This window comes from Paenibacillus wenxiniae (assembly GCF_039822605.1).
Taxonomy (GTDB): domain Bacteria; phylum Bacillota; class Bacilli; order Paenibacillales; family Paenibacillaceae; genus Saccharibacillus; species Saccharibacillus wenxiniae.
This window is the reverse complement of record NZ_JBCGUH010000007.1, coordinates 88,823-111,290: the sequence shown is the minus strand read 5'-3', so window position 1 is coordinate 111,290 and position 22,468 is coordinate 88,823. Positions and strand designations below refer to the sequence as shown.

Here is a 22,468-nt window from a genome sequence, read left to right as displayed (position 1 = left end):
AAACGTAAATGGTAGTCAGCACGTATAATAAGTATAAGCAATCCCTGTCTGTGCAATGCCGTTTCGACGGGACGGTCATTTTTTGCGTAGATAACTGGTTCATAGGGTGCATCATTATAGCTGAAAAGAAGGGGGCAAGAACGAATGAATAGAATCATCGACGGCTTAAGACGTCAGTCGTTTGGCGCATCGATACGGTCTATGCTACTCGTCGTTGTTTCGTTTGTACTTTCAGCAGCTCCGGTACATGCGGCAGCTCAGGTTGCAGCGGCACAGCCGGGACTGGCTTCACAAGTCGCTGCTTTTCTGACACATCCGATTGTATCTACCGTGTTACTGTTTATCGGTATAGCTGGGATCGCAATTGAAATTCTCATCCCAGGCGTTATCGCTCCAGGTGCGATTGGTATTGTTGCATTTGGACTGTTTTTCTTTGGTAGCTACATTGCGGGTTATTCCGGTTCAGAGACATGGGTTTTTTTCGCGATTGGTTTGTTGCTGCTTGTATTGGAAGTGTTTATACCGAGCTTTGGCATACTCGGCGTACTCGGTGCCGCAAGTTTGATTGCCGCTGTCATCCGAGCAGCATACGATACGTCCGATGCTATTTTATCACTCGGTATCGCCTTAGTTTCCGCAGTAGTATTTGTTGGCTTTGTCGTCTATGCGCTGCGTAAACGGGGTGTATGGAATCGCTTTATTTTGAACGATCAGCTTACTTCTGACGAAAGCTACATGGAAAATTTACAGCGTGAGCAGCTGCTCGGTCTGGAAGGCAAAAGTTTAACTCCACTTCGTCCATCCGGTACGGTTATTGTAGAAGGTCGGCATATTGATGTGGTCACACAGGGAGGCTACATTGATCGTGATCGTCCGATTCGCATCATCCGTATTGATGGTAGCCGTATTATTGTGGATGAAATGCCCCAACCATTGGAAACTGTACACACCCGTACAACGAAGCCTGTTAGTTAAGCAGTTTATAAACTTGCCTTGTCGGGCAACATAACAGGCTGAATTATCCCGTCGTATGATCCGGCGCATTCTTTTCAGCTAGCTGCTACGTACCGGAGAGAAGCAGATGGAGCAAAGCATACTAACTTTTGCTATCTATCGTCATTCATCTGCTGCTCTTACATAACTACTACGGTCAATGACAGCCCTGAAGCCGGCCGTTTGACCCATTCTACCCAATAGGAGTGTGATTTCTATAATGGTATCACCTATCGTAAGTGTTATCTTTATCGTTGTCGTTGCAATTATCGTTTTAAGTGTATTTTTCAGCTTCTTCCCGTTAGCACTGTGGATTTCAGCAGTCGCTTCCGGTGTCCGAGTCGGTATTATTACGCTGGTTGCGATGCGTCTGCGTCGTGTTACACCGTCCCGGATCGTGAATCCGCAGATCAAGGCGCACAAAGCCGGTCTTGGTTTAAACTTGAATCAGCTGGAAAGTCACTATCTGGCTGGCGGTAATGTAGACCGTGTCGTTAATGCATTGATCGCTGCACAGCGTGCGAATATCCCGCTCGAATTTGAACGTGCAGCTGCAATCGATCTTGCTGGTCGTGACGTATTGCAAGCGGTACAGATGAGCGTTAACCCGAAAGTGATCGAAACGCCTGTCGTTGCTGCGGTAGCGAAAGATGGTATCGAAGTTCGTGTTAAGGCGCGTGTCACCGTGCGTGCTAACATCGACCGACTCGTCGGTGGTGCAGGTGAAGAAACGATTATCGCCCGTGTTGGTGAAGGTATTGTTACAACGGTAGGTTCCAGCGATTCCCACAAACAGGTACTGGAAAATCCAGATCTGATTTCCCGCACGGTCCTGCAAAAAGGTCTCGATTCCGGTACAGCATTTGAAATTCTGTCGATCGATATCGCGGACGTCGATGTAGGTAAAAACATCGGTGCGATGCTGCAAACCGAACAGGCAGAAGCCGACAAACGGATTGCTCAAGCTAAAGCCGAAGAACGTCGTGCGATGGCAGTAGCGCAGGAACAAGAGATGAAAGCGAAAGTCGTTGAAATGAGAGCGCGTGTGGTCGAGTCTGAATCCGATGTGCCGCTGGCGATGGCAGAAGCACTGCGTAATGGACAGATGGGCGTAATGGATTATATGAACTTGAAAAATATTGAAGCCGATACGCAAATGAGAGGCTCGCTTGGCAAAGCTAACGATCCGAATCAGGGTGGTAATGACCAGCAGCCGCTGAAGTAAGGATGTGTTCATATGGTTGACTTGCTATTAAGCAATCTGTACATTATCGTCATTATCGCCTTTGCTATTTTCACAGCGATCAGCAGCCGTTCCGGTAAAAACAAATCGCGTAATACCCGTCCGGGGATGCCGACATTTGGCGGCGGTCCAGATACGCCAGGCAGACGTTTGCCAGGATCTGCACCAACGACACAGGAACGTGAAGAGGACGCACAGCGCCGTTATCATGAAGCGCAGCGCCAGTTTGATCAGGAGCAGATGAATCGAGGTTTAGGAGAAGGAGAGTCACGTCGTATCGATTCTCAAGAAGGCACGTATGGCAGCGAAGGTGCGTCTACCTCTTCGTCTAGCTCAGAAGGATCACGAGCTGAGGGAACGATGGATATTGGAAGAACAGCCGATCAATATCGCAACGAGCTTCAGCAACGTCTTAATCAATTGGGAAACGGTGTGAACGAGCGTTTGGATCGTATGAATCTGGCTTCACAAGAAACGGTATTATCCGATTCATCCCGAGCGTCTTCAACGTCGACTGCATCTGGAGAACTTCGGCTGGATGCTTCACAGGCAGCACAGGGCGTATTATGGGCAGAGATTTTAAGCCCGCCACGCTCTAGGCATGTAGGAAGTTTTGGGCGTAAAGCGAGCCGTGAGCAGCATTCGAACGAAGCGTAAAAATTGTTAAGCAATGTACCTTGAGATGGGTATAACTATAGAGTGGATTTCAAGCCGGTCTTGCAAAGGACCGGTTTGTTTATCTATTTGTCAAAAAATTTTGCATGCGCTTCGATACAATGGTAAAGTTTATGAGAAGGTATGACGACTATTATTCTACAACTGAGGAGATTGAGGCTATTTGTCAGAGCAAACGCAAAGCATCAGAATTCCCTTGCAAAACGTGGAAGAAGGACTGGCCCTGTTCGGTCCTCAGGATCAGTTTCTCAAAATAATTGAACGTGAGACCGAGGCAAAGATCGGTAGTCGTGAAGCCGAAATTGTCATTCAGGGTCCCGCTCCGGTCGTAGACCAGATGCAGCAGTTATTCGAAGTGCTGCTTGAGCTGGTTCGCAAAGGCTATGTCCTGACCGAACGGGATATTTTATATGCGATTGAGCTTGCGAAAGATATGAGAGCCGATCAGCTGCTCGACTTATATAAAGGAGAGATTACCCAGACGTTTCGCGGTAAGCCGATTCGCGTTAAGACGATTGGACAGAAGTATTATGTGTCCACGATTCAGAAGCGCGATATCGTCTTCGGTATTGGCCCTGCGGGTACGGGTAAAACGTATCTGGCCGTTGTGCTCGCTGTAGCAGCACTGAAGGAAGGCAAAGTGAAACGTATTATTTTAACGCGTCCTGCTGTTGAAGCAGGCGAAAGTCTGGGCTTCCTGCCGGGTGACTTGCAGGAAAAAGTAGATCCTTATTTGCGTCCACTTTATGATGCACTGTACGACGTGATGGGGCAGGAGCAGACCGTAAAAGCGTTGGAGCGTGGCTTGATCGAAATTGCGCCGCTGGCGTATATGCGTGGACGTACACTGGATGATTCGTTTATTATTTTGGATGAGGCGCAAAATACAACGCCTGAGCAAATGAAAATGTTTCTGACCCGTCTTGGCTTCGGTTCCAAAATGGTAATCACGGGTGACGTGACCCAGATTGACCTGCCACGCGGCAAAAAGTCCGGATTGGTCGAAGCTAGACTGGTGCTGGATGGTATCGCAGAAATCGGTTTTGTTACTTTTGCCGAGCAGGACGTTGTGCGGCATTCACTGGTACAAAAAATTATCGTTGCTTATGATAAAGCATCGGAGAATCTGGAATAGCAGATGGTCAGTGGAAAGGCAGCAACCGCACATTTTGAATATTCAGAAGTGAGAGGACTGTAAGTATGACATCCAAGGAACCGTCCAAGAGCAATTCATTCTATTCCAGGCTGGCAGGATGGAAAACTGGCCGCGGAACCAAATATATGCTGTTTGCGCTATTGCTGGTCATTTTTTATGCCAGCTTAGCGCCTAATTTGCTGCCGCAACGTTTTGATATTCATGTGGGAGCTGCAACGGACAAAGATATTATTGCGCCGATGCAGCTTCCAAACAACAAAGCGACATTGCAAGCGCAGGAAACCGCAGCAGAGCGTGTGGAAGCGGTATACAAGATCGTCTCCATGCATCGAGATACCGTCATCGCCCAGATGCTGGAGCGGATCGAGTCGCTGAATCAGGATGACCAAATATCGAGCGCGGATAAAGCGCAAATTTACAGTCAGGAGATTCCTGACCGTATTCGCAATTCGGTCGCTAACTTTATTCGTAATCAGCGTGAGAGTGACAATTATTCCGCTCAGCTGCTGGATGAAATGCAGCGGACGATTTCCAATCAGACGTATAGCATACCGGAAGAGACATTTTTAAAAATTCCGCGCCTATCCAATGCAGAGGTGCAACAAATTAGTCAGGTGGCGACATCGATTGTATCACGTCTGATGAGCGATCAAATTACCGATGCGCAATCCGCACGGGCGCGTGTAGCCGAAATGGTGAACACAAGCTCACTGGAGAGCCGTACCGCACGTGAAGTGGCGCAGGAACTCATTCGCGGTGTATTGACGGCCAATAAGTTTTACGATGAAGATGCAACAAAGGCGGCTAAAGTCGAAGCACGTGAAAATACGCCTGTTGTGTACGTACAGCAAGGTGAAGTGATCGTGCCAGCAGGTCAGGTTATCACGCAGGATATGTATACATTGCTGGATGAGAATAACCTGCTCAAAAATGAAGTGAATTACTGGCCACAGCTTGGCTTGCTTCTGTTATCGCTTCTGCTTACACTGGGCGTGTATTTGTTTGTGCGTCAATCGGCTCAGCGCGGCATGCAGTATAACAATGCGCAGCTGTTCATGCTTATTTTGATTTTTGTCATTACGGTGCTGGCCTTTCATCTTGTGCGTATTTTACAAATTGGCAATGCGCCCTATTTTGGCTATCTCGCACCAGCAGCGCTTGGTGCAATGCTGATTACATTGCTGCTGGATATTCATCTGGCATATGTGTGCTCGATCATTTTAAGCGTGCTGGCGAGTGTTATTTTGAATATGCGTCAGGGCGAGATGTTTGACTACCAGTTTGGACTGTTTACGCTTGTCGTATCGTTTGCTGCGATTCATTCGATTCATCGTGCGAGTCAGCGTTCGACCATTTTGAAGGCGGGCATTATGACCTGTCTATTTGGCGCACTCTGTGTGCTGACGCTTGTGTTGTTACATGATAATGAATGGACGCGTATGACTGTGCTGTATACGTTGGGCTTTACGTTTGTCGGTGGCTTGCTAACGACGGTGCTTGTGCTCGGTCTGATGCCATTTTTCGAGACGACGTTTGGCATTTTGTCGGCGCTTAAGCTAATCGAGCTGTCCAATCCGAATCATCCGTTGCTGCGCAAGCTGCTGATCGAAACGCCGGGTACGTATCATCATAGCGTAATGGTTGGTAATTTGTCCGAAGCGGCTGCCGAAGCGATTGGTGCCAATGGATTGCTGTGCCGGGTCGGTTCCTATTATCATGATATCGGGAAGACGAAGCGACCAGGCTATTTTATTGAAAATCAAAACCATATGGAAAATCCACATGACAGCATCGATCCGAAGCTGAGCAAATCGATCATTATTGCGCATGCGCGTGATGGTGTAGAGATGCAAAAGGAATATAAACTGCCGAAGCCAATTCGCGATATTGCGGAACAGCATCATGGCACGACATTCCTGTACTTCTTTTATCAGAAGGCGCTCAAGCAGGCAGAAGAGCAAGGCATCGAGCCGGACTTTACCGAGGAAGATTTCCGTTATGCTGGACCGAAGGCGCAGACGAAGGAAGCTGCGGTTGTCGGTATCGCCGATAGCGTGGAAGCTGCTGTGCGCTCGCTGAAGCAACCGACGGTCGAGCAGGTGGAGACCATGATCGAGAAGATTATTAAAGGTCGTCTGGATGATCATCAGTTCAATGATTGTGATCTGACGATGAAAGAGCTGGATGTGATCGCTCAAACGCTCAAAGAAGCAGTTATGGGGATTTTCCATTCACGTATCGAGTATCCGGAAGATGTGAAAAAACCGGATGTAAAGGAGAACAAGGCATGAGTTTACAGCTCGCATGGGAAAATGAGCAAACTGAATATACAATTACAGATGAGCTGATCGGATTGCTGGAGCAAATTTTGCAGGAAGCCGGCAAACAGGAAGGCGTGACCGAAGGCGAAGTTGCGCTGACGTTTGTAGATGACGAGGCCATCCATGAGCTTAATCTGGAATATCGCAATATCGATCGTCCAACCGATGTACTGTCGTTTGCGATGAATGAATCGCTTGATGATGAGCCGCTGATTCATTATGGCGAAGGCGGGCCGGAGGCAGAAGGTGAACCTGATCCGATGCTAGGTGATATTATCATTTCGATTCCGCGCGCCATCGTTCAGAGTGAAGATTACGGACATTCGGTTGAACGTGAGCTTGGATTCCTATTTGTGCATGGTTTCTTGCATTTGCTCGGCTATGACCATCAGGATGAGGAGAGCGAAGCAGAAATGATGGGCAAGCAGGAGCAAGTATTGCAACAGATCGGATTGACTCGCTAATGAAGAAAAGAACGTGGAGAGACGTATTTTATTCCGCAACTGAAGGTGTAATTGCAACCTTCCGTACCGAGCGCAACTTTCGCGTTCATGTGCTAGCCACATTTTTTATTGTAGCAGCAGCATGGTTTTTCCGTGTGAGCGTGCTGGATTGGATGATGCTGACGTTAGCGATTGGCATGGTACTTGGTGCGGAACTGATGAACACCGCCGTAGAAGCTGCCGTAGATCTGGTTTCTCCCGACTGGCATCCATTTGCCAAAAAAGCAAAAGACGCCGCTGCTGGAGCGGTACTGATCGCCTCCATCACAGCAGCAGCTATCGGACTGATCGTATTCTGGCACCCTGTTTTACACTGGCTAACCACACTGTTCGGTTAGTAATACCAGATTATACCTACCATGCCGTTTGCAATTCATCGGTACAATTCGGATCGATAAGCGAGCGATTCTACGATACACAGTCTGTGAATACATGAAATACGACATCAAAGCGTGCATAGATAAAGCCCCTTGCCCTGTGATAGAAGGCATTCCTACAATGGACATTAGAACCCTTTTCGGTTAAACGAATGGGCATTTGGGAATGTACTTTAAATTCAGGTAAGGGGCTTTTATAAGCTAATATAATGATGTGCTTACGCTAGAACAGAAGTAAAACGGCACTATACCTGCCCTACTCCCAAGCGTTGCTGGATGATGCAAGAAGCACTTCACTGCGGGAAGGAAATACGGGATAAAGGCGACTTATAATGGTAGTGACTTCCTGACACGAGATTTAACGAAGAGTAATTTTTGCCAAGCGAAATATCTTAAGCTTCCGTGTTAGCGGCTTTCTAACACGGAGTGCAATGGAAAGTGATTTTTGCGGAGCAAAATATGTTACAGTTTCAGTGTTCGCGCTTTTCTAACACAGAGTGCAATGAAAAGCGATTTTTGCAGAGTAAAATATGTTACAGCTTCAGTGTTCGCGCATTCCTAATACGAGGTTCAATGAAAATGTGATTTATGCCAAGCAAAATATCTTATGTCTTCCGAGCACGAGAATCTATAACTTAATCCTACTCCGTAGATTGCTGGGCGATACTTGAGCCTGGTCTCTTATTCCTTGCTGGAGTGGTTGTCACTTACAGCAAGCATCTCCCTATCGGATTCAAATATCACACCCTGTCCGAATCTCGTTAAATGATGTAAAATAGAAGTAAACCCTTTTGGCGTCCGATTGATCAAGCGAACGCCTTTATGCATCTATCCGATTGTGTACTGGAGGAACAACATGGAAGCATCGCAATTGCTACAAGAGGCGATTATCGCTCGTGCAAAAGCTTATGTACCTTATTCCCATTTTTCCGTTGGAGCTGCGTTGCTGGATGTGGATGGCAATGTACATCACGGATGTAATATTGAAAATGCAGGCTATTCTCCAAGTAACTGTGCCGAGCGTACAGCATTATTCAGTGCGATCGCACAAGGACATCGCCCTGGTTCGTTCCGCATGCTGGCAGTTGTTGGCGATACCGATGAACCGATTGCGCCATGTGGCGTATGCCGTCAGGTCATGGTCGAACTGTGCAAGCCGGATATGCCGGTGCTGCTCGCCAATATGAAGGGCGATACACGCATGACGACGATTGCAGAACTGTTGCCCCATGCGTTTGGACCGTGGAATCTGAACGAGCCTTCTTGATCGTTTTCGTTGAACGATATACTAATACAGGTATCGCTGGAGAAACAGCAGATACCGATGAACGGAGTGTACTATGTCAAAAAAATCTTTTAAATCCGGTTTTGTCGCGATTGTCGGCCGTCCGAATGTAGGCAAGTCAACGCTAATGAACCAGGTAATCGGACAAAAGATCGCGATCATGTCCGATAAACCGCAAACGACACGCAACAAAATCCATGGTGTCTACACAACAGACGATATGCAAATCGTATTTCTCGATACACCGGGCGTGCACAAGCGTCAATCCAAGCTGGGCGATTACATGAACCAGACGGCACTCAATACGTTGAACGAGGTAGAAGCTGCATTGTTTCTCGTTGATGCAGCCGAAGGTCTGGGCGGTGGTGACCGTTTTATTATTGAACATTTGAAAAAGGTCAAAACGCCGGTATTTCTCGTGCTGAACAAAATCGATCAGGTGAAGCCGGAAGAACTGCTACCGCTGATCGATAAATACCGTTCATTGCACGAATTTGCGGAAATCGTACCGATCTCGGCGAAGCTGGGCAGTAACGTGAACACATTGCTGGAGCAACTGGGCAAATATTTGCCAGCAGGCCCGCAATACTATCCAGACGATCAGGTGACTGACCATCCGGAGCAATTTGTTTGTGCCGAGCTGATTCGTGAGAAAATTTTGCAAATGACACGCGAAGAAATTCCGCATTCGATCGCCGTTACGATTGAAGATATGTATACGCAGGAAAATGGTGTCGTAAACATCTCGGCTGTTATTTTCGTCGAGCGTGATTCCCAGAAGGGGATCATTATCAGTAAACAAGGTGCCCTGCTGAAAGAAGTCGGCAAGCGCGCACGGATGGATATCCAAAATCTGCTCGGTTCCAAAACATTTTTGGAGCTATGGGTGAAAGTGAAAAAAGACTGGCGCAACCAGGATCGCGTCTTGAAAGACCTGGGTTTCCATAAGGATGCATAAGCATACCAATGAATGAAGATAAAAAGATTACGCTGCTAAAGTGATGCGGTGTGATGGGAACAGGGCATTTCGAGCAAATGCCCTGTTTCTTTGGCTTAAAGGCGAGTGGGATGGGAAAAACGATATGGAGCGTATGAAACTGTGTTTTGGTTAGGGCGTTTATCCAGGGCATGTACGCAAACCTGGGGTATCAACCACTCCAGGAAGTAATCAGGGGACGGATTCTGGTCTCGCACAAGAATCTACGAATTAGGAGTGAAATGTAGATTGTCTTGCTCAAAGGCTGTAAGATATTTTGATATGCCAAAATCCTTTTCTCATTGAACTTCGTGTTAGGAGATTGCTAACATTGGAGGTTGTCCGTTCCCCTTAGTTCCTTCCCGCAGTGAAGTGCTACTTACACGTATACGAGTTTGCGTACACTCCCCAGTATGTAATGAGAATTTTTATGGATTTATATAAAAACAAATATGAAGTCACTTTCAAGTTTTAGACGATAGACATCGAAGCGCAGATCATATTTCCCCCATCAACGAAGTTTCAACAGCAACAGAATCGCGTATGTATACTGCAAGTCGCTTATCTTTACACATTATAATATTAACTATGTACCAAAAGATGAGACGAACGAGGGCATTATCGCGATCAACGAGATCGGAGGCTGGCGTGTGTTATACCGGGTGCAAGGAATCGTCATCCGCAGCATGGATTACGGCGAAGGCAACAAAATTATTACGCTATGCACAGAATCGCACGGTAAGATCGCCGTGTTTGTTCGTGGAGCACGAAAGGCCAAAAGCCGGCATGCTGCGCTGGTACAACCTTTTACGTATGGTGAGTTTAATTTTATACGCAGTGGAACAGGCATGGGTACACTCAATCAGGGCGAAGTGATCGAATCGAACCACAAGCTGCGCGAAGATATTACACTGGCTGCTTACGGAGCCTATGGCTGCGAACTGGTCGATAAGGCACTGCTTGATAACGAAACCGGACATTTCTGGTTTGACCAGCTCAAAGCATATTTATCTTTTCTAAGCGAAGGACGCGATCCTGTCATCCTTACTGCCCTATTTGAAATGAAAGTGCTACAAGCCGCAGGCTACGGTCCCCAGGTCGATACATGTATGTTTTCCGATGAAACCGAAGGCGAATTCTGGCTCAGTGTCCGTCTGGGCGGCATCCTATCCAAACGCGAACGCCGGCAGGACCCCGCAGCGATTGCGCTTTCACCAGGCGTGCTGCGATTATTACGCTTATTCGCCAGATTGGACATCCGCCGCTTAGGCAATATCGACGTGCGTGAAGAAACAAGAGCCGAGATCAAGCAGATTATGAGTGCATTTATGGAAGTGCAGCTTGGCTTGAAGCTGAAGTCACGGCGCTTTTTGGAGCAATTGGAGAAGTTTGAGATGTAAAGGTTGAAAGTAGTTGATCGTAGTCATATGACTCATACTGGCAGTAATGAGACAAGTATCGAGACCAGGTTAACTATTAATTTTGGTCATATGCTAGTGTGTCTATTATTCAGTAGTTAAAGCGAATTTAAAGTTGAACGTAGTTTCGATCGAGCTACTAGCATGGTTACAGATTATGTTGCAAATAGATAAGACACATGCGTATTCGTGTATGTCTTTACACTGGTGTATAATGCGATAAAAAAACTTGAAGCTTTTTAATATCAACTCATAATTTGATCGGAAGGTCGGAAGGTCGGAAGGTCGGAAGGTCGGAAGGTCGGAAGGTCGGAAGGTCGGAAGGTCGGAAGGTCGGAAGGTCGGAAGGTCGGAAGGTCGGAAGGTCGGAAGGTCTATGCACAACTTATATGTTGCGAGAAGCAAGGAACGAAGGGAAGGAAATAAGGGGAAAGGGCGACTTTTGAGCACGGGAATCTACAGCCCACTCCTACTCCGTAGATTCCTGTGCGAGACCGGAGTCCGTCCCCTTATTCCTTGCCGGAGTGGAGTATGCGGTATAACACAAGTTTGCACCATAGACAACTTAAGCTTCATCATCCAACTACCATATTGACGAACGATGTCAATTCCGGTATGATCAAATCTATATTGTGGCGCTAATCGTGCCACACATGATGCATTGACCGGAAAAGTAAGCTAACGTTGATCGTCCCAAGCGAATCAGGGATCGTGGGAGCCTGATGACGACCGATAGCCGAATGGCATCCGCGAGCATATGAGCTGAATACGGAAAAGTGGATGACATGCCCAGCATGTCTTCAAGTAGGGTGGAACCGCGGGAAATGAACCTCTCGTCCCTATGTCTGTGACCAGGCGTAGGAACGGGAGTTTTTTGCGTGCGTTGCAGATAAAGATGCCGTTTCAGCGTCGCATTTGTCAATCTGGCACCTATAACGAAGATAATGGAAAAGGAGTAATGTCGATGAATTTCCAGCAAATGATTTTGACGCTGCAAAACTTCTGGGCTGCGCACAACTGTATTATTGTGCAGCCGTATGACACCGAAAAAGGTGCAGGTACGATGAACCCGATGACGTTCCTGCGTTCGATTGGCCCTGAGCCTTGGCGCGTAGCTTATGTGGAGCCTTCCCGCCGTCCATCCGATGGTCGTTATGGCGAGAATCCGAACCGTCTGTACCAGCATCATCAGTTCCAGGTCATTATTAAGCCATCTCCAGACAATATTCAGGAAGTGTATCTGGAAAGTCTACGTGCGCTCGGTATTGAGCCGCTTGATCATGATATTCGTTTTGTTGAAGATAACTGGGAAAACCCGACACTGGGCTGTGCCGGTCTGGGCTGGGAAGTATGGCTGGACGGTATGGAAATTACTCAGTTTACGTATTTCCAACAAGTCGGCGGAATCGAAACAAGTCCGGTATCCGTTGAGATTACCTATGGTATGGAACGTTTAGCTTCTTACATTCAAGAAAAGGAAAATGTATTCGATCTGGAATGGGTAGAGGGCATCGCCTATGGGGATGTATTCCACCAGCCGGAATTTGAACATTCCACATATACGTTTGAAGTATCCGATGTGTCCATGCTGCTAGGTCTGTTCGGCACCTATGAGCAGGAAGCAAAGCGTGCGATGGAATTAAATCTCGTATTCCCAGCATATGACTATGTACTGAAATGCTCGCATACATTCAACCTGCTCGATGCACGCGGCGCGATCAGTGTCACCGAGCGTACTGGCTATATTACGCGCGTTCGTAATCTGGCACGTCAGATTGCCACGACATATCTGGAAAGCCGCGAGAAGCTGGGCTTCCCGATGCTCAAGAAGGGAGAGGTGTAATCATGGCAAAGGATCTGTTGCTTGAAATTGGTCTGGAAGAAGTACCTGCTCGCTTTTTACGCGCGGCGATGAACCAGCTGCTCGATAAAACGGTAAAATGGCTGGATGACTCTCGTCTGGCACATGGTGATGCTAAAGTATTCGCCACCCCACGTCGTCTGGCAGTATGGGTAAAAGATGTAGCAGAGAAGCAAGAGGACATTACCGAAGATGTTAAAGGCCCTTCTCGCAAAATTGCGCAGGACGAAAGCGGCAACTGGAGCAAGGCTGCACTTGGTTTTGCTCGCAGTCAGGGTGTAGATCCGGCTAACTTTACGTTCCGCGAAGTAGGCGGCGTAGAATATATTTATGCACAGAAGAGCAGCATCGGCACAAGTACCGAAAGCATTGTTGCAGATGCGCTGCATCAGATCATTACGTCCATGTCCTTTCCGAAAAATATGCGCTGGGGCGATCATGACTTCCGCTTTGTGCGTCCAATCCGCTGGATGGTCGCGTTATGGGGACACGATGTGATCGACTTCGAAATTACCGGCGTGAAAACAGGACGTACAACGCGCGGACATCGCTTCCTCGGTACGGAAACGGAGATTGCTGAGCCAACGCTTTATATGGAAGCATTGCGTGAGCAGCATGTGATCGCAGATGTGGAAGAACGTCAGGCGATGATCAGCGCGCAAATCGCACATCTGGCAGCCGACAAAAACTGGCATATCGATGTGAAGGAAGATCTGCTGGAAGAAGTATTGTTCCTCGTTGAAACACCGACGGTACTGTATGGTACATTCGATCCAGCCTTCCTGAACATTCCACAGGAAGTATTGATCACATCGATGCGTGAGCATCAACGCTATTTCCCGGTACTGGACAGCGAAGGACAATTGCTGCCATTTTTCGTAACGGTACGTAACGGTAATGATCGCGCCCTGGATGTGATTGCTAAAGGTAATGAAAAAGTGTTACGCGCACGTCTATCGGATGCGAAGTTCTTCTATGAAGAAGATCAGAAGCTGAAAATCGCCGACGCGGTAGCGAAGCTCGACAATATCGTATTCCATGAAGAAATTGGCACGCTGGGCGAAAAAGTTCGCCGTGTGCGTCAAATTGCTGATCAGCTCGGTGCTGCACTGAACGTGTCGCCAGCGCAGGCTACAACGATTAGCCGTACCGCTGAAATTGCTAAGTTTGATCTGGTTACGCAAATGGTATATGAATTCCCTGAGCTGCAAGGCGTTATGGGTGAAGATTATGCACGTAAAGCTGGCGAGAGCGAAGAAGTGGCCCGTGCTATTTTTGAACATTATCAGCCTCGTTTCTCCGGTGACAGTGCGCCTGCATCGCTGACAGGTTCGATCATCAGTATCGCTGAGAAGATCGATACGATTGTGGCGTGTTTCTCCATCGGTATTATTCCGACCGGTTCGCAGGACCCGTATGCATTGCGCCGTCAGGCAGCAGGGATTGTACAAATTTTGCTGGAGCGTGAGCTTCCGCTGACATTGGAACAAATCTTTGACATTACCTTGAATATTCATCAAAATTTAAGGAATATGAAACGTTCTTCCGATATAATACGTATAGATTTAAATGAGTTCTTCGGTCTGCGTGTAAAAAAACTGCTGTCCGAGACACTCCGTTACGACGTTGTCGATGCTGTTCTTTCAGCTGGCTTTAGCCATATCGGTTCTGTCGTAGCGCGCGGTAATGACCTGATGAAAGCTGTCCAAGAAGTTCCTGACTTCAAGCTGACTATTGAGTCATTTGAGCGTGTATCCAATCTAGCGGCGAAGTCCGCAGGACATACCGTAAACGCTGCGCTCTTCAGTGAAGCGGGCGAACGTGATCTGTATGCCGTTTGGGAGTCTGTAACGGGTAATTACAACAGCTTAATGAATCACAATAAGACAGGTGAAGCACTGACATTACTGGCGACACTGCGTCCTGCGATTACAGCATTTTTCGATCATATTATGGTGATGGTCGACGATGAAGCTGTGCGTGAGAACCGTCTTGCTTTGCTCGCGGCTATCGACCGCGATGTGAAGCGGTTTGCAGATTTTTCAAAGCTGGTTAAATAAACAATACAGGAGCCTAAGCACCTGTTGCACCAATTGAATTAGAAGTGCATAGCTGAATAAGACAAGCTGTAATGCTTGCTAATTGGCGAGCTTGACGGTGAGCTTGCTTCTAGCAGCATGCATTTCATACTCACTCATACTTGGATACGGAATGACTGCTTCATAGAGTCGTTCCGTATTTTCCGCTTTTTGAACGAACGTATGCTCCGTCATGGATGGTGTTGGCTCGTTGTTAAGAACTGCATAGATTCGTTATGTAGCATAGAAAGGAGAGGTCATTTGCCATCAGAAATAGAGGGTCGTCCAACGATCGTTGTTGACGGCGATGCCTGTCCCGTCAAAGCGGAAATCGCTGCAACGGCGCGTTCATTCGAGGTGCCTGTACTGATCGTATCTTCGTTTGACCACCGCATTCAGGCGGAAGAAGGTGTGCGTGTCGTACAGGTCGATCGCGGCGACCAGAGCGCTGATTTATATATTGTGAATCATATCCAGCCCGGCGATATTGTGATTACGCAAGATTACGGACTGGCTACGATCGCATTAGCAAGACGATGTTTTGTGCTGTCCTTTCGCGGCATGGAGTTCCATGCGGACAATATCGAATTTTTGCTCGCCCGGCGTCATGCGCAGGCGAAGGCACGTCGTCAGGGGAAATATGGCAAAGGTCCACGCCCGCTCACCTATGAGGATCGAAAAAATTTCCAGACAGAGCTGGCAAAACTTTTGACAAAGTGGCAGGAATTTCGTTCTGACTAGCGAATATTATGTATCGTGCGAAAAGAGATGAAGGTGGTAACGATGAACACCGGACATAGCGGTGGTATTCCTGAGGAAGTCATTGAAGCTGTATTACAGCATAATGACATTGTCGATACGGTAAGCAAGTATGTTCATCTGACCAAACAAGGAAAGTATATGAAGGGCCTCTGTCCGTTTCACTCTGAAAAGACTCCTTCGTTTACAGTAACACCAGAACGCCAGATTTTTTACTGTTACGGATGTGGTGCTGGAGGCAATGCAATCAAATTCCGCATGGAAATTGAAGGTCTGTCCTTTCCAGAAGCGGTCAGATTGATGGCGGAAGAATCGCATGTTCCTTTTCACGATCATAAAGGAACCGCAGTCTCGCCGCAAAATAAGGAGCTGGAGCGTTTGCTCCAGGCGCATGAATGGGCTGCCAAGCTATTCCATTATCTGTTGAAAAATACGGAGCACGGCAAAGCTGCGATGGACTATTTACGCAACCGCGGTTTTGGCGACAAGCTGATTGATCAGTTTCAAATTGGCTATGCACCGGATCGCTGGGATACGTTAGTGCAGTTTTTTGAAAAGCGTTCATTTGATCTGAAGGAAATGGAAAAAGGCGGTTTGCTTTCATCGCGTCAAAATGGCTCAGGTTATGTGGATCGTTTTCGCGGGCGTGTCATGTTTCCGATTATGAATCGCAGTGGCAGAGTGATTGCCTTTGCAGGAAGAATACTTGGAGACGGTCAGCCCAAATATTTGAATTCACCTGAAAGTCGTCTGTTCAACAAAAGCCGTACATTGTACAATTTGAATCTTGCCAAAGGAGCGATCCGTAAGCAAGGACAGGTTGTATTGATGGAAGGCTTTGGTGATGTGATTGCCGCATGGGATGCAGGGGTACAACATACTGTAGCCACGATGGGGACAGCATTAACTGAAAATCATGCTGCACTCATTCGTACACTGACGGATGAAGTGGTCGTTTGTTATGACGGCGATAATGCGGGTCAGGCAGCTGCACTGAAAAGTATCCCAATTCTCGAGGGCGCAGGTCTACATGTGAAGGTGTCGGTGCTTCAAAACGGACTTGATCCGGATGAGTACATCAAAACCTACAGCAAAGAACGTTTTGTAGACCAGATCATTCATGGAGCTGTATCCACTACTAAGTTCAGACTGATCCATGTGAAGAAACACCATAATCTGCTTGAAGAAGATGGGAAGGCTGCCTACGCCCAGGAAGCAATCGGTATTATCGCTCAACTTGGTTCACCGACCGAAAGAGAAGTTTACCTCAAGGAGTTATCCACCGAGGTGGGTGTATCTCTGGAAAGCCTGAAGCAGGACTGTAATCTGGCTCGGCAAACGTATAGTCGTAAGCAAGCACAGAGTCAGAATTCGAACAGTAACCGCAGTAATGGGGCAGATGCGTCAGGCAAGTCTTTCCGAGGCGGCTCGCGCAAACAGGCTGGCGCGCCAGCGTTGTTACCCGCTTATCATGTAGCAGAGCGGCGTTTGCTTTCCATCATGCTTCAAGATGGAGAGGCGGCAACCTATGTGAGCGATCAGCTGGGCGACAGATTCAATATTCCGGAGCATGCGGCGCTGGCAGCGTATATTTATTCCTATTATGCACAGGGCAAGCCGCCGGATATTAGTCGGCTTATCGCCTCGCTTCAAGACGATCGGTTGGAAAAGACGGCAACGTCCATCTCGATGATGGATGAGCCGCTCGATACAAGTCTTCGGGGAATGGATGACTACATTCGTGAAATTAAGAAATTCCCCAAGCAAAAGCAGATCGAGCAAAAAAGAGAAGAAATGCTGCGCGCAGAGAAATCGGGAGATTTTCTGCAAGCTGCTCAAATTGCAAGTGAGATTATCGCCCTGGAACGTGAATAGCCGTTCGGTACGGCTAGTTGCAGGGAGGAGGGAGTCGAAAGATGGCGAACGATCAGCATACTGAATTGGAAACTGAATTAACATTGGAACAGGTTAAGGAGCAGCTCATGGAAGTGGGCAAGAAAAGAGGCTCCTTGAACTACAAAGATATTACGGAGAGACTGGCTGCATTTGACCAGGATGCCGAGCAAATCGATGAGTTTTATGAGCAACTGGGTGATAACGGCGTTGAAGTCATCAATGAAGGGGACGAAGAGGTTCGTCGAGATTCCGACAGCGAGAACGAAAACGGCGATAATGAGTTCAGTTTTGACGATGATCTGGCACTGCCGCCAGGCATCAAAATTAATGATCCGGTACGTATGTACCTGAAAGAAATTGGTCGTGTTCCGCTGCTATCTGCTGACAGCGAAGTTGAGCTGGCGAAACGGATCGAGCAAGGCGACGAGGAAGCAAAACGCCGTCTGGCAGAAGCGAACTTGCGTCTCGTTGTCAGTATCGCGAAGCGTTATGTAGGTCGTGGTATGCTGTTCCTGGATCTGATTCAGGAAGGGAATATGGGTCTGATCAAAGCGGTTGAGAAGTTTGACCATACAAAAGGATACAAGTTCAGTACGTATGCAACATGGTGGATTCGCCAGGCGATCACCCGTGCGATTGCCGACCAGGCAAGAACGATTCGTATTCCGGTGCACATGGTCGAAACGATTAACAAGCTGATCCGCGTATCCCGTCAGCTCCTGCAAGAGCTGGGGCGCGAACCGACACCGGAAGAAATTGCCGCAGAAATGGAATTGAGCGTCGAAAAAGTACGCGAAATTATGAAAATTGCACAGGAACCGGTATCGCTGGAAACACCAATCGGTGAAGAGGACGATTCCCACCTGGGCGACTTCATTGAAGATCAGGACGCACTGGCACCTGCTGATGCAGCAGCCTACGAGCTGCTCAAAGAGCAGTTGGAAGACGTACTGGATACACTGACTGAGCGTGAAGAAAACGTACTGCGTCTGCGCTTTGGCCTGGACGATGGTCGTACACGCACACTCGAAGAAGTGGGCAAAGTATTCGGCGTTACTCGTGAGCGTATTCGTCAGATCGAAGCGAAAGCTCTGCGTAAACTGCGCCACCCAAGCCGTAGCAAACGTCTGAAAGATTTCCTCGAATAGGATTGGATTGCTGCCAGCTCGTTCATAGGAGCTGGATCGTATACCAAATGCCCCCTGTCTACATGGCAGGGGGCATTTTATTATGTATAAAAGCTAAAAGATTAGAAGCTGTGTATGGTCAGGCACGCCATCAATTTATACGAGTGCTTAGCTGCTCTTTATTACTTCATACTGCTAAGCAGCATGTGTTTGAATGTGTAATTCATTACTTGTTTCTCTACTATAGCTGCTATTGTACAGGTGATTTAATAGGATGCAAGACGCTTTACCCTCTACATTTTACTCTGTACGAATGAAAGTGAATCAAGAGTAGCCAGCTTTCCACCGCGAAAACCTTTACTTTTCACATCATTTCAGCGATATATAAAGAGAGAGGTTGTTCGGCGCAAGCAGGGGGAAACGCGCCATACTAACGCGACGCGGAAGTGGGGGACAGGTGTGAATCAGGATCGACGCACTGTAATTTTAGATGAGATTGAATATTGGCGTGAAAATCGGTTGTTACCGGAGCATTACTGTGATTTTTTATCTAATCTATACGATGTAGATCATGAGCATGATCGTGGGGATAAAAAACTATTATCGATGAATTCGCTGAAACAGGGTAATCTTCGCACATGGTTGTTTATTTTTCTGATGCTTTGTTTTATTTGTATGGTGGTGCTGTATTTTTCAACATTCCCGTTTTTAATGCAGCTTATCTCTGTACCGGTTTTTGCAGCTATTTGTTACATTAGTGGCATACGCCAGCAAAAGCGCAATCCGGTCGCTTCATCCGTCCTGTTAGCCATCGGTAGCTTATTGTTGCTTGGGTTGGGCATTATGATCATCCATGAGCATGGACTACAGCCGACATTTTGGATACCTGTACTCGTTATTGGCTGTGCGATCATCTGGTGTATAATGGGATATGTGATATCGAGTCCGATTTTGCTGTATATTGGCTTTGGCGCGCTTGTGCTACTGTATGGTGGTTTCTTTGCACAGGTGAAGCCGGATGCGTCATGGATCATGCTACAGGCATTGTGGTTACCGCTGAGCATGCTGTTTGTATGGTTTAGCTGGCTTGTGCATCATCGGGGACGCAAGCTGGCAGCTGTATATTTTACGAGCGGCGTCGCGATCTGGTTTATGCCAGAAGTGGATGAGACGCTGCTACGCGGACATATGCCGGACATTTTTGCAATACTATGTATTGTGAAAATTGCACTGGCGTGTATATTGCTATTTGTATTACGAAAAAAATGGATAGTGTGGGTGACTGCATGAAATTATCAACAAGATTAACGCAAATTGCGAAGCAAATTCCGGCAGGGAGTCGGTTGGCGGACATCGGTTCCGACCACGGATTACTGCCGGTCTATGCGGTACGGCAAGGTTTAGTAACACAGGCGATTGCCGGAGAAGTGAATAAAGGCCCACTTGACGCGGCTCAGCGTCAGGTGGATGAAGCTGGTCTGGGTCATGTAATCGAGCCGCGACTGGGCAACGGACTGGCTGTATTACAGCCGGGTGAAGTGGATGTGGTAACGATTGCCGGTATGGGCGGCGCGCTGATCGTGACGATTTTGTCCGAGGGCATCGCCAAGCTTGCAGGTGTATCACGTTTGATTTTGCAGCCGAATGTGGGTGAGGAATTTGTGCGCCGCTGGTTGCTAGAGCAAGGCTGGTATTTATCCTCCGAGCAGATTTTGGAGGAGGATGGTCGTACATATGAGATTTTGACGGCCGATCGACGGGAAGATGCCAAGCAGCAAAACCAGCAATTGTATCGTACTCGTGTGCTGGAAGGCGCAGATGAATTAAGCGTGAGCTTGTCTGAGACCGAGCTGGTTCAATTTGGACCGTATTTGCTAGAGGAAGCCAATCCGATATTTTGCGACAAATGGCAGCAGGAAATCGCCAAGCTGGAAAAGGTGAAAGCTTCGGTAGAACGCTCGGATAACGACGAATCCAGACTTAAAGCAGCGGCTTTACAGCAACAGATTAAGCTTGTGAAGGAGGTACTGGCATGCTTGCCAAAGGACAAACCGTAATTCAATACATGGAGCAGTTTGCACCCAAGTCGATTGCGGTGCCAGATGACCGAATCGGCTTACAGCTAGGATCATTGCAAAAGGAAATTACCGGTGTACTCGTAGCTCTCGATGTGACGGATACGGTGGTAGATGAAGCGATCGCGCATGGAGCGAATTTGATCATTGCCCATCATGCGATCATTTTCCGTCCACTTAAAAGTTTGCAAACGAGCACGCCGATGGGCCGACTGTATGAAAAGCTGATCAAGCATGATATTGCGGTCTATATTAGCCATACTAATCTGGATATCGCTGAAGGCGGTGTGAATGATTGGATGGCAGAAGCACTCGGCTTGCGTAACACGGTGCCGATTGAGCAAACGTCTGCGGATGATTATGTGAAGTTGGTCGCTTTTGTACCAGCATCCCATCTGGATGCGGTTCGTTCGGCGGTATGGGCAACAGGTGCCGGACATATTGGTGCGTACAGCCATTGTAGCTTTACGACAGAAGGTACAGGTACTTTTTTGCCGGAAGAGGGTACACAGCCGTATAGCGGTGAACAGGGACGTCTGGAGCATGCTTCCGAGGTGCGCTTTGAGACCATTATTCCATCCAGTTTGAAAAATAAAGCGGTGCAAGCGCTGATCAAATCTCATCCATATGAAGAGGTAGCATATGATCTGTATCCGCTCGCGTTGCCTGGCAAAGCTTATGGACTGGGGCGTGTAGGCAAGCTGGATGAACCGGTAACACTGGCTGCATTTGTGAATACGGTAAAGCAGGGACTCGATGTGGAGACGGTACGTGTAGTCGGCGACCTGAAACGTACCGTAAAAAAAGCAGCTGTACTAGGCGGCTCAGGTAGTCGATACGTGAATGGCGCTCTGTTTAAAGGTGCAGATGTGATCGTGACCGGCGATATTGACTATCATACTGCTCACGATGCGCTTATGGCCGGCATCGCCATTATCGATCCGGGTCACAATACGGAGAAAATCATGAAGCCTGGTGTCGCTGGTGTGTTGCGTGCTCGCCTGGAAGCGGACAAGTATGATACACCGGTCTATGCATCAACGATTGATACAGAAGTGTTTCGTTTCGTATAAGAGGCGTGATCACGATGCAGGGGAGCATTTGATCATACGGATAGGCGAATTATAAAAAATACTTGCCACGCAATCAGAACGATTATATAATATAGAGTGTTGCGTTTGTGGAAAGTTTAACAGACAATCGCCGGTAGCTGAGAGGCTACGGGAGGAAAGTCCGGGCTCCGTAGGGCAGGGTGCTGGATAACATCCAGTCAGTGCGAACTGAAGGATAGTGCCACAGAAATGGACCGCCGATGGACGGAGCAATCCGTCACAGGCAAGGATGGAACCGAGGTGTAAGAGACCCCGAGGAACGCTGGTGACTTCGTTCCTGGTAAACCCCATCTGGAGCAAGACCTAAAGAGATACAGCTTTTCTTCACGGAAAAGCAGCCTTTGCCCGAGGTGTATCGAGGTTGGTCGCTGGAGCCAGTCAGTAATGCCTGGCCTAGATAGATGATTGTCGCCAAAAGTGGGAGGGTAGTTCCCGTCTGAACCACAACTGGCACAGAACCCGGCTTATGAGAAACTTTCCCAACTGACGCCACGTAAGTAGAGAGCATATGGAAGCCATCTTGTTAGCGACATCGTTCGCCTGGCAGACGGTTAGGTTTGGCTGTTAGATCTAAGCTGTAGATCGGCATGCCTACAACGAATAAGTCCAATAT

The 22,468-nt window shown here is 47.8% G+C and carries 19 protein-coding genes and 1 other RNA gene; 19 read left to right on the top strand and 1 reads right to left on the bottom strand.

Going from position 1 to position 22,468, the window contains the following annotated elements; genetic code table 11:
• Positions 1-144 precede the first annotated feature (144 nt).
• The 12 genes from AAHF22_RS14245 (at position 145) to glyS (ending at position 14,868) form a co-directional block, all read left to right on the top strand.
• The gene (locus AAHF22_RS14245) at positions 145-975 is read left to right on the top strand and encodes an NfeD family protein (protein ID WP_347325689.1); all 831 of its coding nucleotides are present in this window, start codon (positions 145-147) and stop codon (positions 973-975) included.
• A gap of 235 nt (positions 976-1,210) precedes the next feature.
• Entirely contained in the window at positions 1,211-2,218 is a 1,008-nt protein-coding gene (gene floA / locus AAHF22_RS14240) for a flotillin-like protein FloA (RefSeq protein WP_347325859.1), read from the top strand.
• A 12-nt stretch (positions 2,219-2,230) separates the two neighbouring features.
• Positions 2,231-2,893 carry a hypothetical protein gene (locus AAHF22_RS14235; protein WP_347325688.1) on the top strand — a complete coding sequence of 221 codons (663 nt, stop codon included), beginning with the start codon at positions 2,231-2,233 and terminating at the stop codon, positions 2,891-2,893.
• 181 nt (positions 2,894-3,074) lie between these two features.
• The gene (locus tag AAHF22_RS14230; protein ID WP_347325687.1) at positions 3,075-4,046 is read left to right on the top strand and encodes a PhoH family protein; all 972 of its coding nucleotides are present in this window, start codon (positions 3,075-3,077) and stop codon (positions 4,044-4,046) included.
• A 65-nt stretch (positions 4,047-4,111) separates the two neighbouring features.
• Positions 4,112-6,358, top strand: a complete 2,247-nt coding sequence (locus AAHF22_RS14225; RefSeq protein ID WP_347325686.1) for an HD family phosphohydrolase — start codon at positions 4,112-4,114, stop codon at positions 6,356-6,358.
• A complete protein-coding gene (gene ybeY, locus AAHF22_RS14220) occupies positions 6,355-6,852 on the top strand; it encodes an rRNA maturation RNase YbeY (protein ID WP_347325685.1) in 498 nt (165 codons plus the stop codon). The genes AAHF22_RS14225 and ybeY overlap by 4 nt, the downstream gene beginning before the upstream one ends.
• Positions 6,852-7,229, top strand: coding sequence for a diacylglycerol kinase family protein (locus AAHF22_RS14215; RefSeq protein ID WP_347325684.1), 378 nt, complete (start codon positions 6,852-6,854; stop codon positions 7,227-7,229). The genes ybeY and AAHF22_RS14215 overlap by 1 nt, the downstream gene beginning before the upstream one ends.
• 895 nt (positions 7,230-8,124) lie before the next feature.
• A complete protein-coding gene (cdd, locus tag AAHF22_RS14210) occupies positions 8,125-8,535 on the top strand; it encodes a cytidine deaminase (RefSeq protein ID WP_347325683.1) in 411 nt (136 codons plus the stop codon).
• A 73-nt stretch (positions 8,536-8,608) separates the two neighbouring features.
• Positions 8,609-9,511 (top strand): GTPase Era, encoded by a 903-nt coding sequence (era, locus tag AAHF22_RS14205; protein ID WP_347325682.1) that lies wholly within the window; start codon positions 8,609-8,611, stop codon positions 9,509-9,511.
• 668 nt (positions 9,512-10,179) lie between these two features.
• Positions 10,180-10,929 carry a DNA repair protein RecO gene (gene recO / locus AAHF22_RS14200; RefSeq protein WP_347325681.1) on the top strand — a complete coding sequence of 250 codons (750 nt, stop codon included), beginning with the start codon at positions 10,180-10,182 and terminating at the stop codon, positions 10,927-10,929.
• 982 nt (positions 10,930-11,911) lie between these two features.
• On the top strand, positions 11,912-12,790 hold the full coding sequence (glyQ, locus tag AAHF22_RS14195; protein ID WP_347325680.1) for a glycine--tRNA ligase subunit alpha: 879 nt from the start codon (positions 11,912-11,914) through the stop codon (positions 12,788-12,790).
• Between the two features lie 2 nt (positions 12,791-12,792).
• Positions 12,793-14,868, top strand: coding sequence for a glycine--tRNA ligase subunit beta (gene glyS / locus AAHF22_RS14190; protein ID WP_347325679.1), 2,076 nt, complete (start codon positions 12,793-12,795; stop codon positions 14,866-14,868).
• A 78-nt stretch (positions 14,869-14,946) separates the two neighbouring features.
• Here the strand turns inward: glyS and AAHF22_RS14185 are convergent, their stop codons facing one another.
• Positions 14,947-15,081: a hypothetical protein gene (locus tag AAHF22_RS14185; RefSeq protein ID WP_347325678.1), complete on the bottom strand. Its 135-nt coding sequence runs from the start codon at positions 15,079-15,081 to the stop codon at positions 14,947-14,949.
• Between the two features lie 66 nt (positions 15,082-15,147).
• Here AAHF22_RS14185 and AAHF22_RS14180 point away from each other — a divergent pair, with 66 nt between their 5' ends.
• The 7 genes from AAHF22_RS14180 to rnpB all read left to right on the top strand — a co-directional run bounded on the left by AAHF22_RS14180 (position 15,148) and on the right by rnpB (position 22,337).
• Positions 15,148-15,627, top strand: a complete 480-nt coding sequence (locus tag AAHF22_RS14180) for a YaiI/YqxD family protein (protein WP_347325677.1) — start codon at positions 15,148-15,150, stop codon at positions 15,625-15,627.
• Between the two features lie 42 nt (positions 15,628-15,669).
• Entirely contained in the window at positions 15,670-17,520 is a 1,851-nt protein-coding gene (gene dnaG / locus AAHF22_RS14175) for a DNA primase (RefSeq protein ID WP_347325676.1), read from the top strand.
• Positions 17,521-17,561: 41 nt separating this feature from the next.
• Positions 17,562-18,689 carry an RNA polymerase sigma factor RpoD gene (gene rpoD / locus AAHF22_RS14170; protein WP_347325675.1) on the top strand — a complete coding sequence of 376 codons (1,128 nt, stop codon included), beginning with the start codon at positions 17,562-17,564 and terminating at the stop codon, positions 18,687-18,689.
• 438 nt (positions 18,690-19,127) lie between these two features.
• Positions 19,128-19,958, top strand: a complete 831-nt coding sequence (locus tag AAHF22_RS14165; RefSeq protein ID WP_347325674.1) for a hypothetical protein — start codon at positions 19,128-19,130, stop codon at positions 19,956-19,958.
• Positions 19,955-20,725 (top strand): tRNA (adenine(22)-N(1))-methyltransferase, encoded by a 771-nt coding sequence (locus tag AAHF22_RS14160; RefSeq protein ID WP_347325673.1) that lies wholly within the window; start codon positions 19,955-19,957, stop codon positions 20,723-20,725. Before AAHF22_RS14165 ends, AAHF22_RS14160 begins: the two co-directional genes overlap by 4 nt.
• Positions 20,701-21,816: a Nif3-like dinuclear metal center hexameric protein gene (locus tag AAHF22_RS14155; protein WP_347325672.1), complete on the top strand. Its 1,116-nt coding sequence runs from the start codon at positions 20,701-20,703 to the stop codon at positions 21,814-21,816. The genes AAHF22_RS14160 and AAHF22_RS14155 overlap by 25 nt, the downstream gene beginning before the upstream one ends.
• A gap of 111 nt (positions 21,817-21,927) precedes the next feature.
• An RNA gene (gene rnpB, locus AAHF22_RS14150) (RNase P RNA component class A) lies at positions 21,928-22,337 on the top strand.
• Positions 22,338-22,468 lie beyond the last annotated feature (131 nt).

Bases quoted from the DNA above. Each gene is read 5' to 3' on its own strand.
- AAHF22_RS14245 (WP_347325689.1), top strand. From the start codon at position 145: ATGAATAGAATCATCGACGGCTTAAGACGTCAGTCGTTTGGCGCATCG.
- AAHF22_RS14235 (WP_347325688.1), top strand. From the start codon at position 2,231: ATGGTTGACTTGCTATTAAGCAATCTGTACATTATCGTCATTATCGCC.
- AAHF22_RS14225 (WP_347325686.1), top strand. From the start codon at position 4,112: ATGACATCCAAGGAACCGTCCAAGAGCAATTCATTCTATTCCAGGCTG.
- ybeY (WP_347325685.1), top strand. From the start codon at position 6,355: ATGAGTTTACAGCTCGCATGGGAAAATGAGCAAACTGAATATACAATT.
- AAHF22_RS14215 (WP_347325684.1), top strand. From the start codon at position 6,852: ATGAAGAAAAGAACGTGGAGAGACGTATTTTATTCCGCAACTGAAGGT.
- cdd (WP_347325683.1), top strand. From the start codon at position 8,125: ATGGAAGCATCGCAATTGCTACAAGAGGCGATTATCGCTCGTGCAAAA.
- era (WP_347325682.1), top strand. From the start codon at position 8,609: ATGTCAAAAAAATCTTTTAAATCCGGTTTTGTCGCGATTGTCGGCCGT.
- glyQ (WP_347325680.1), top strand. From the start codon at position 11,912: ATGAATTTCCAGCAAATGATTTTGACGCTGCAAAACTTCTGGGCTGCG.
- glyS (WP_347325679.1), top strand. From the start codon at position 12,793: ATGGCAAAGGATCTGTTGCTTGAAATTGGTCTGGAAGAAGTACCTGCT.
- AAHF22_RS14185 (WP_347325678.1), bottom strand. From the start codon at position 15,081: ATGACGGAGCATACGTTCGTTCAAAAAGCGGAAAATACGGAACGACTC.
- dnaG (WP_347325676.1), top strand. From the start codon at position 15,670: ATGAACACCGGACATAGCGGTGGTATTCCTGAGGAAGTCATTGAAGCT.
- rpoD (WP_347325675.1), top strand. From the start codon at position 17,562: ATGGCGAACGATCAGCATACTGAATTGGAAACTGAATTAACATTGGAA.
- AAHF22_RS14160 (WP_347325673.1), top strand. From the start codon at position 19,955: ATGAAATTATCAACAAGATTAACGCAAATTGCGAAGCAAATTCCGGCA.
- AAHF22_RS14155 (WP_347325672.1), top strand. From the start codon at position 20,701: ATGCTTGCCAAAGGACAAACCGTAATTCAATACATGGAGCAGTTTGCA.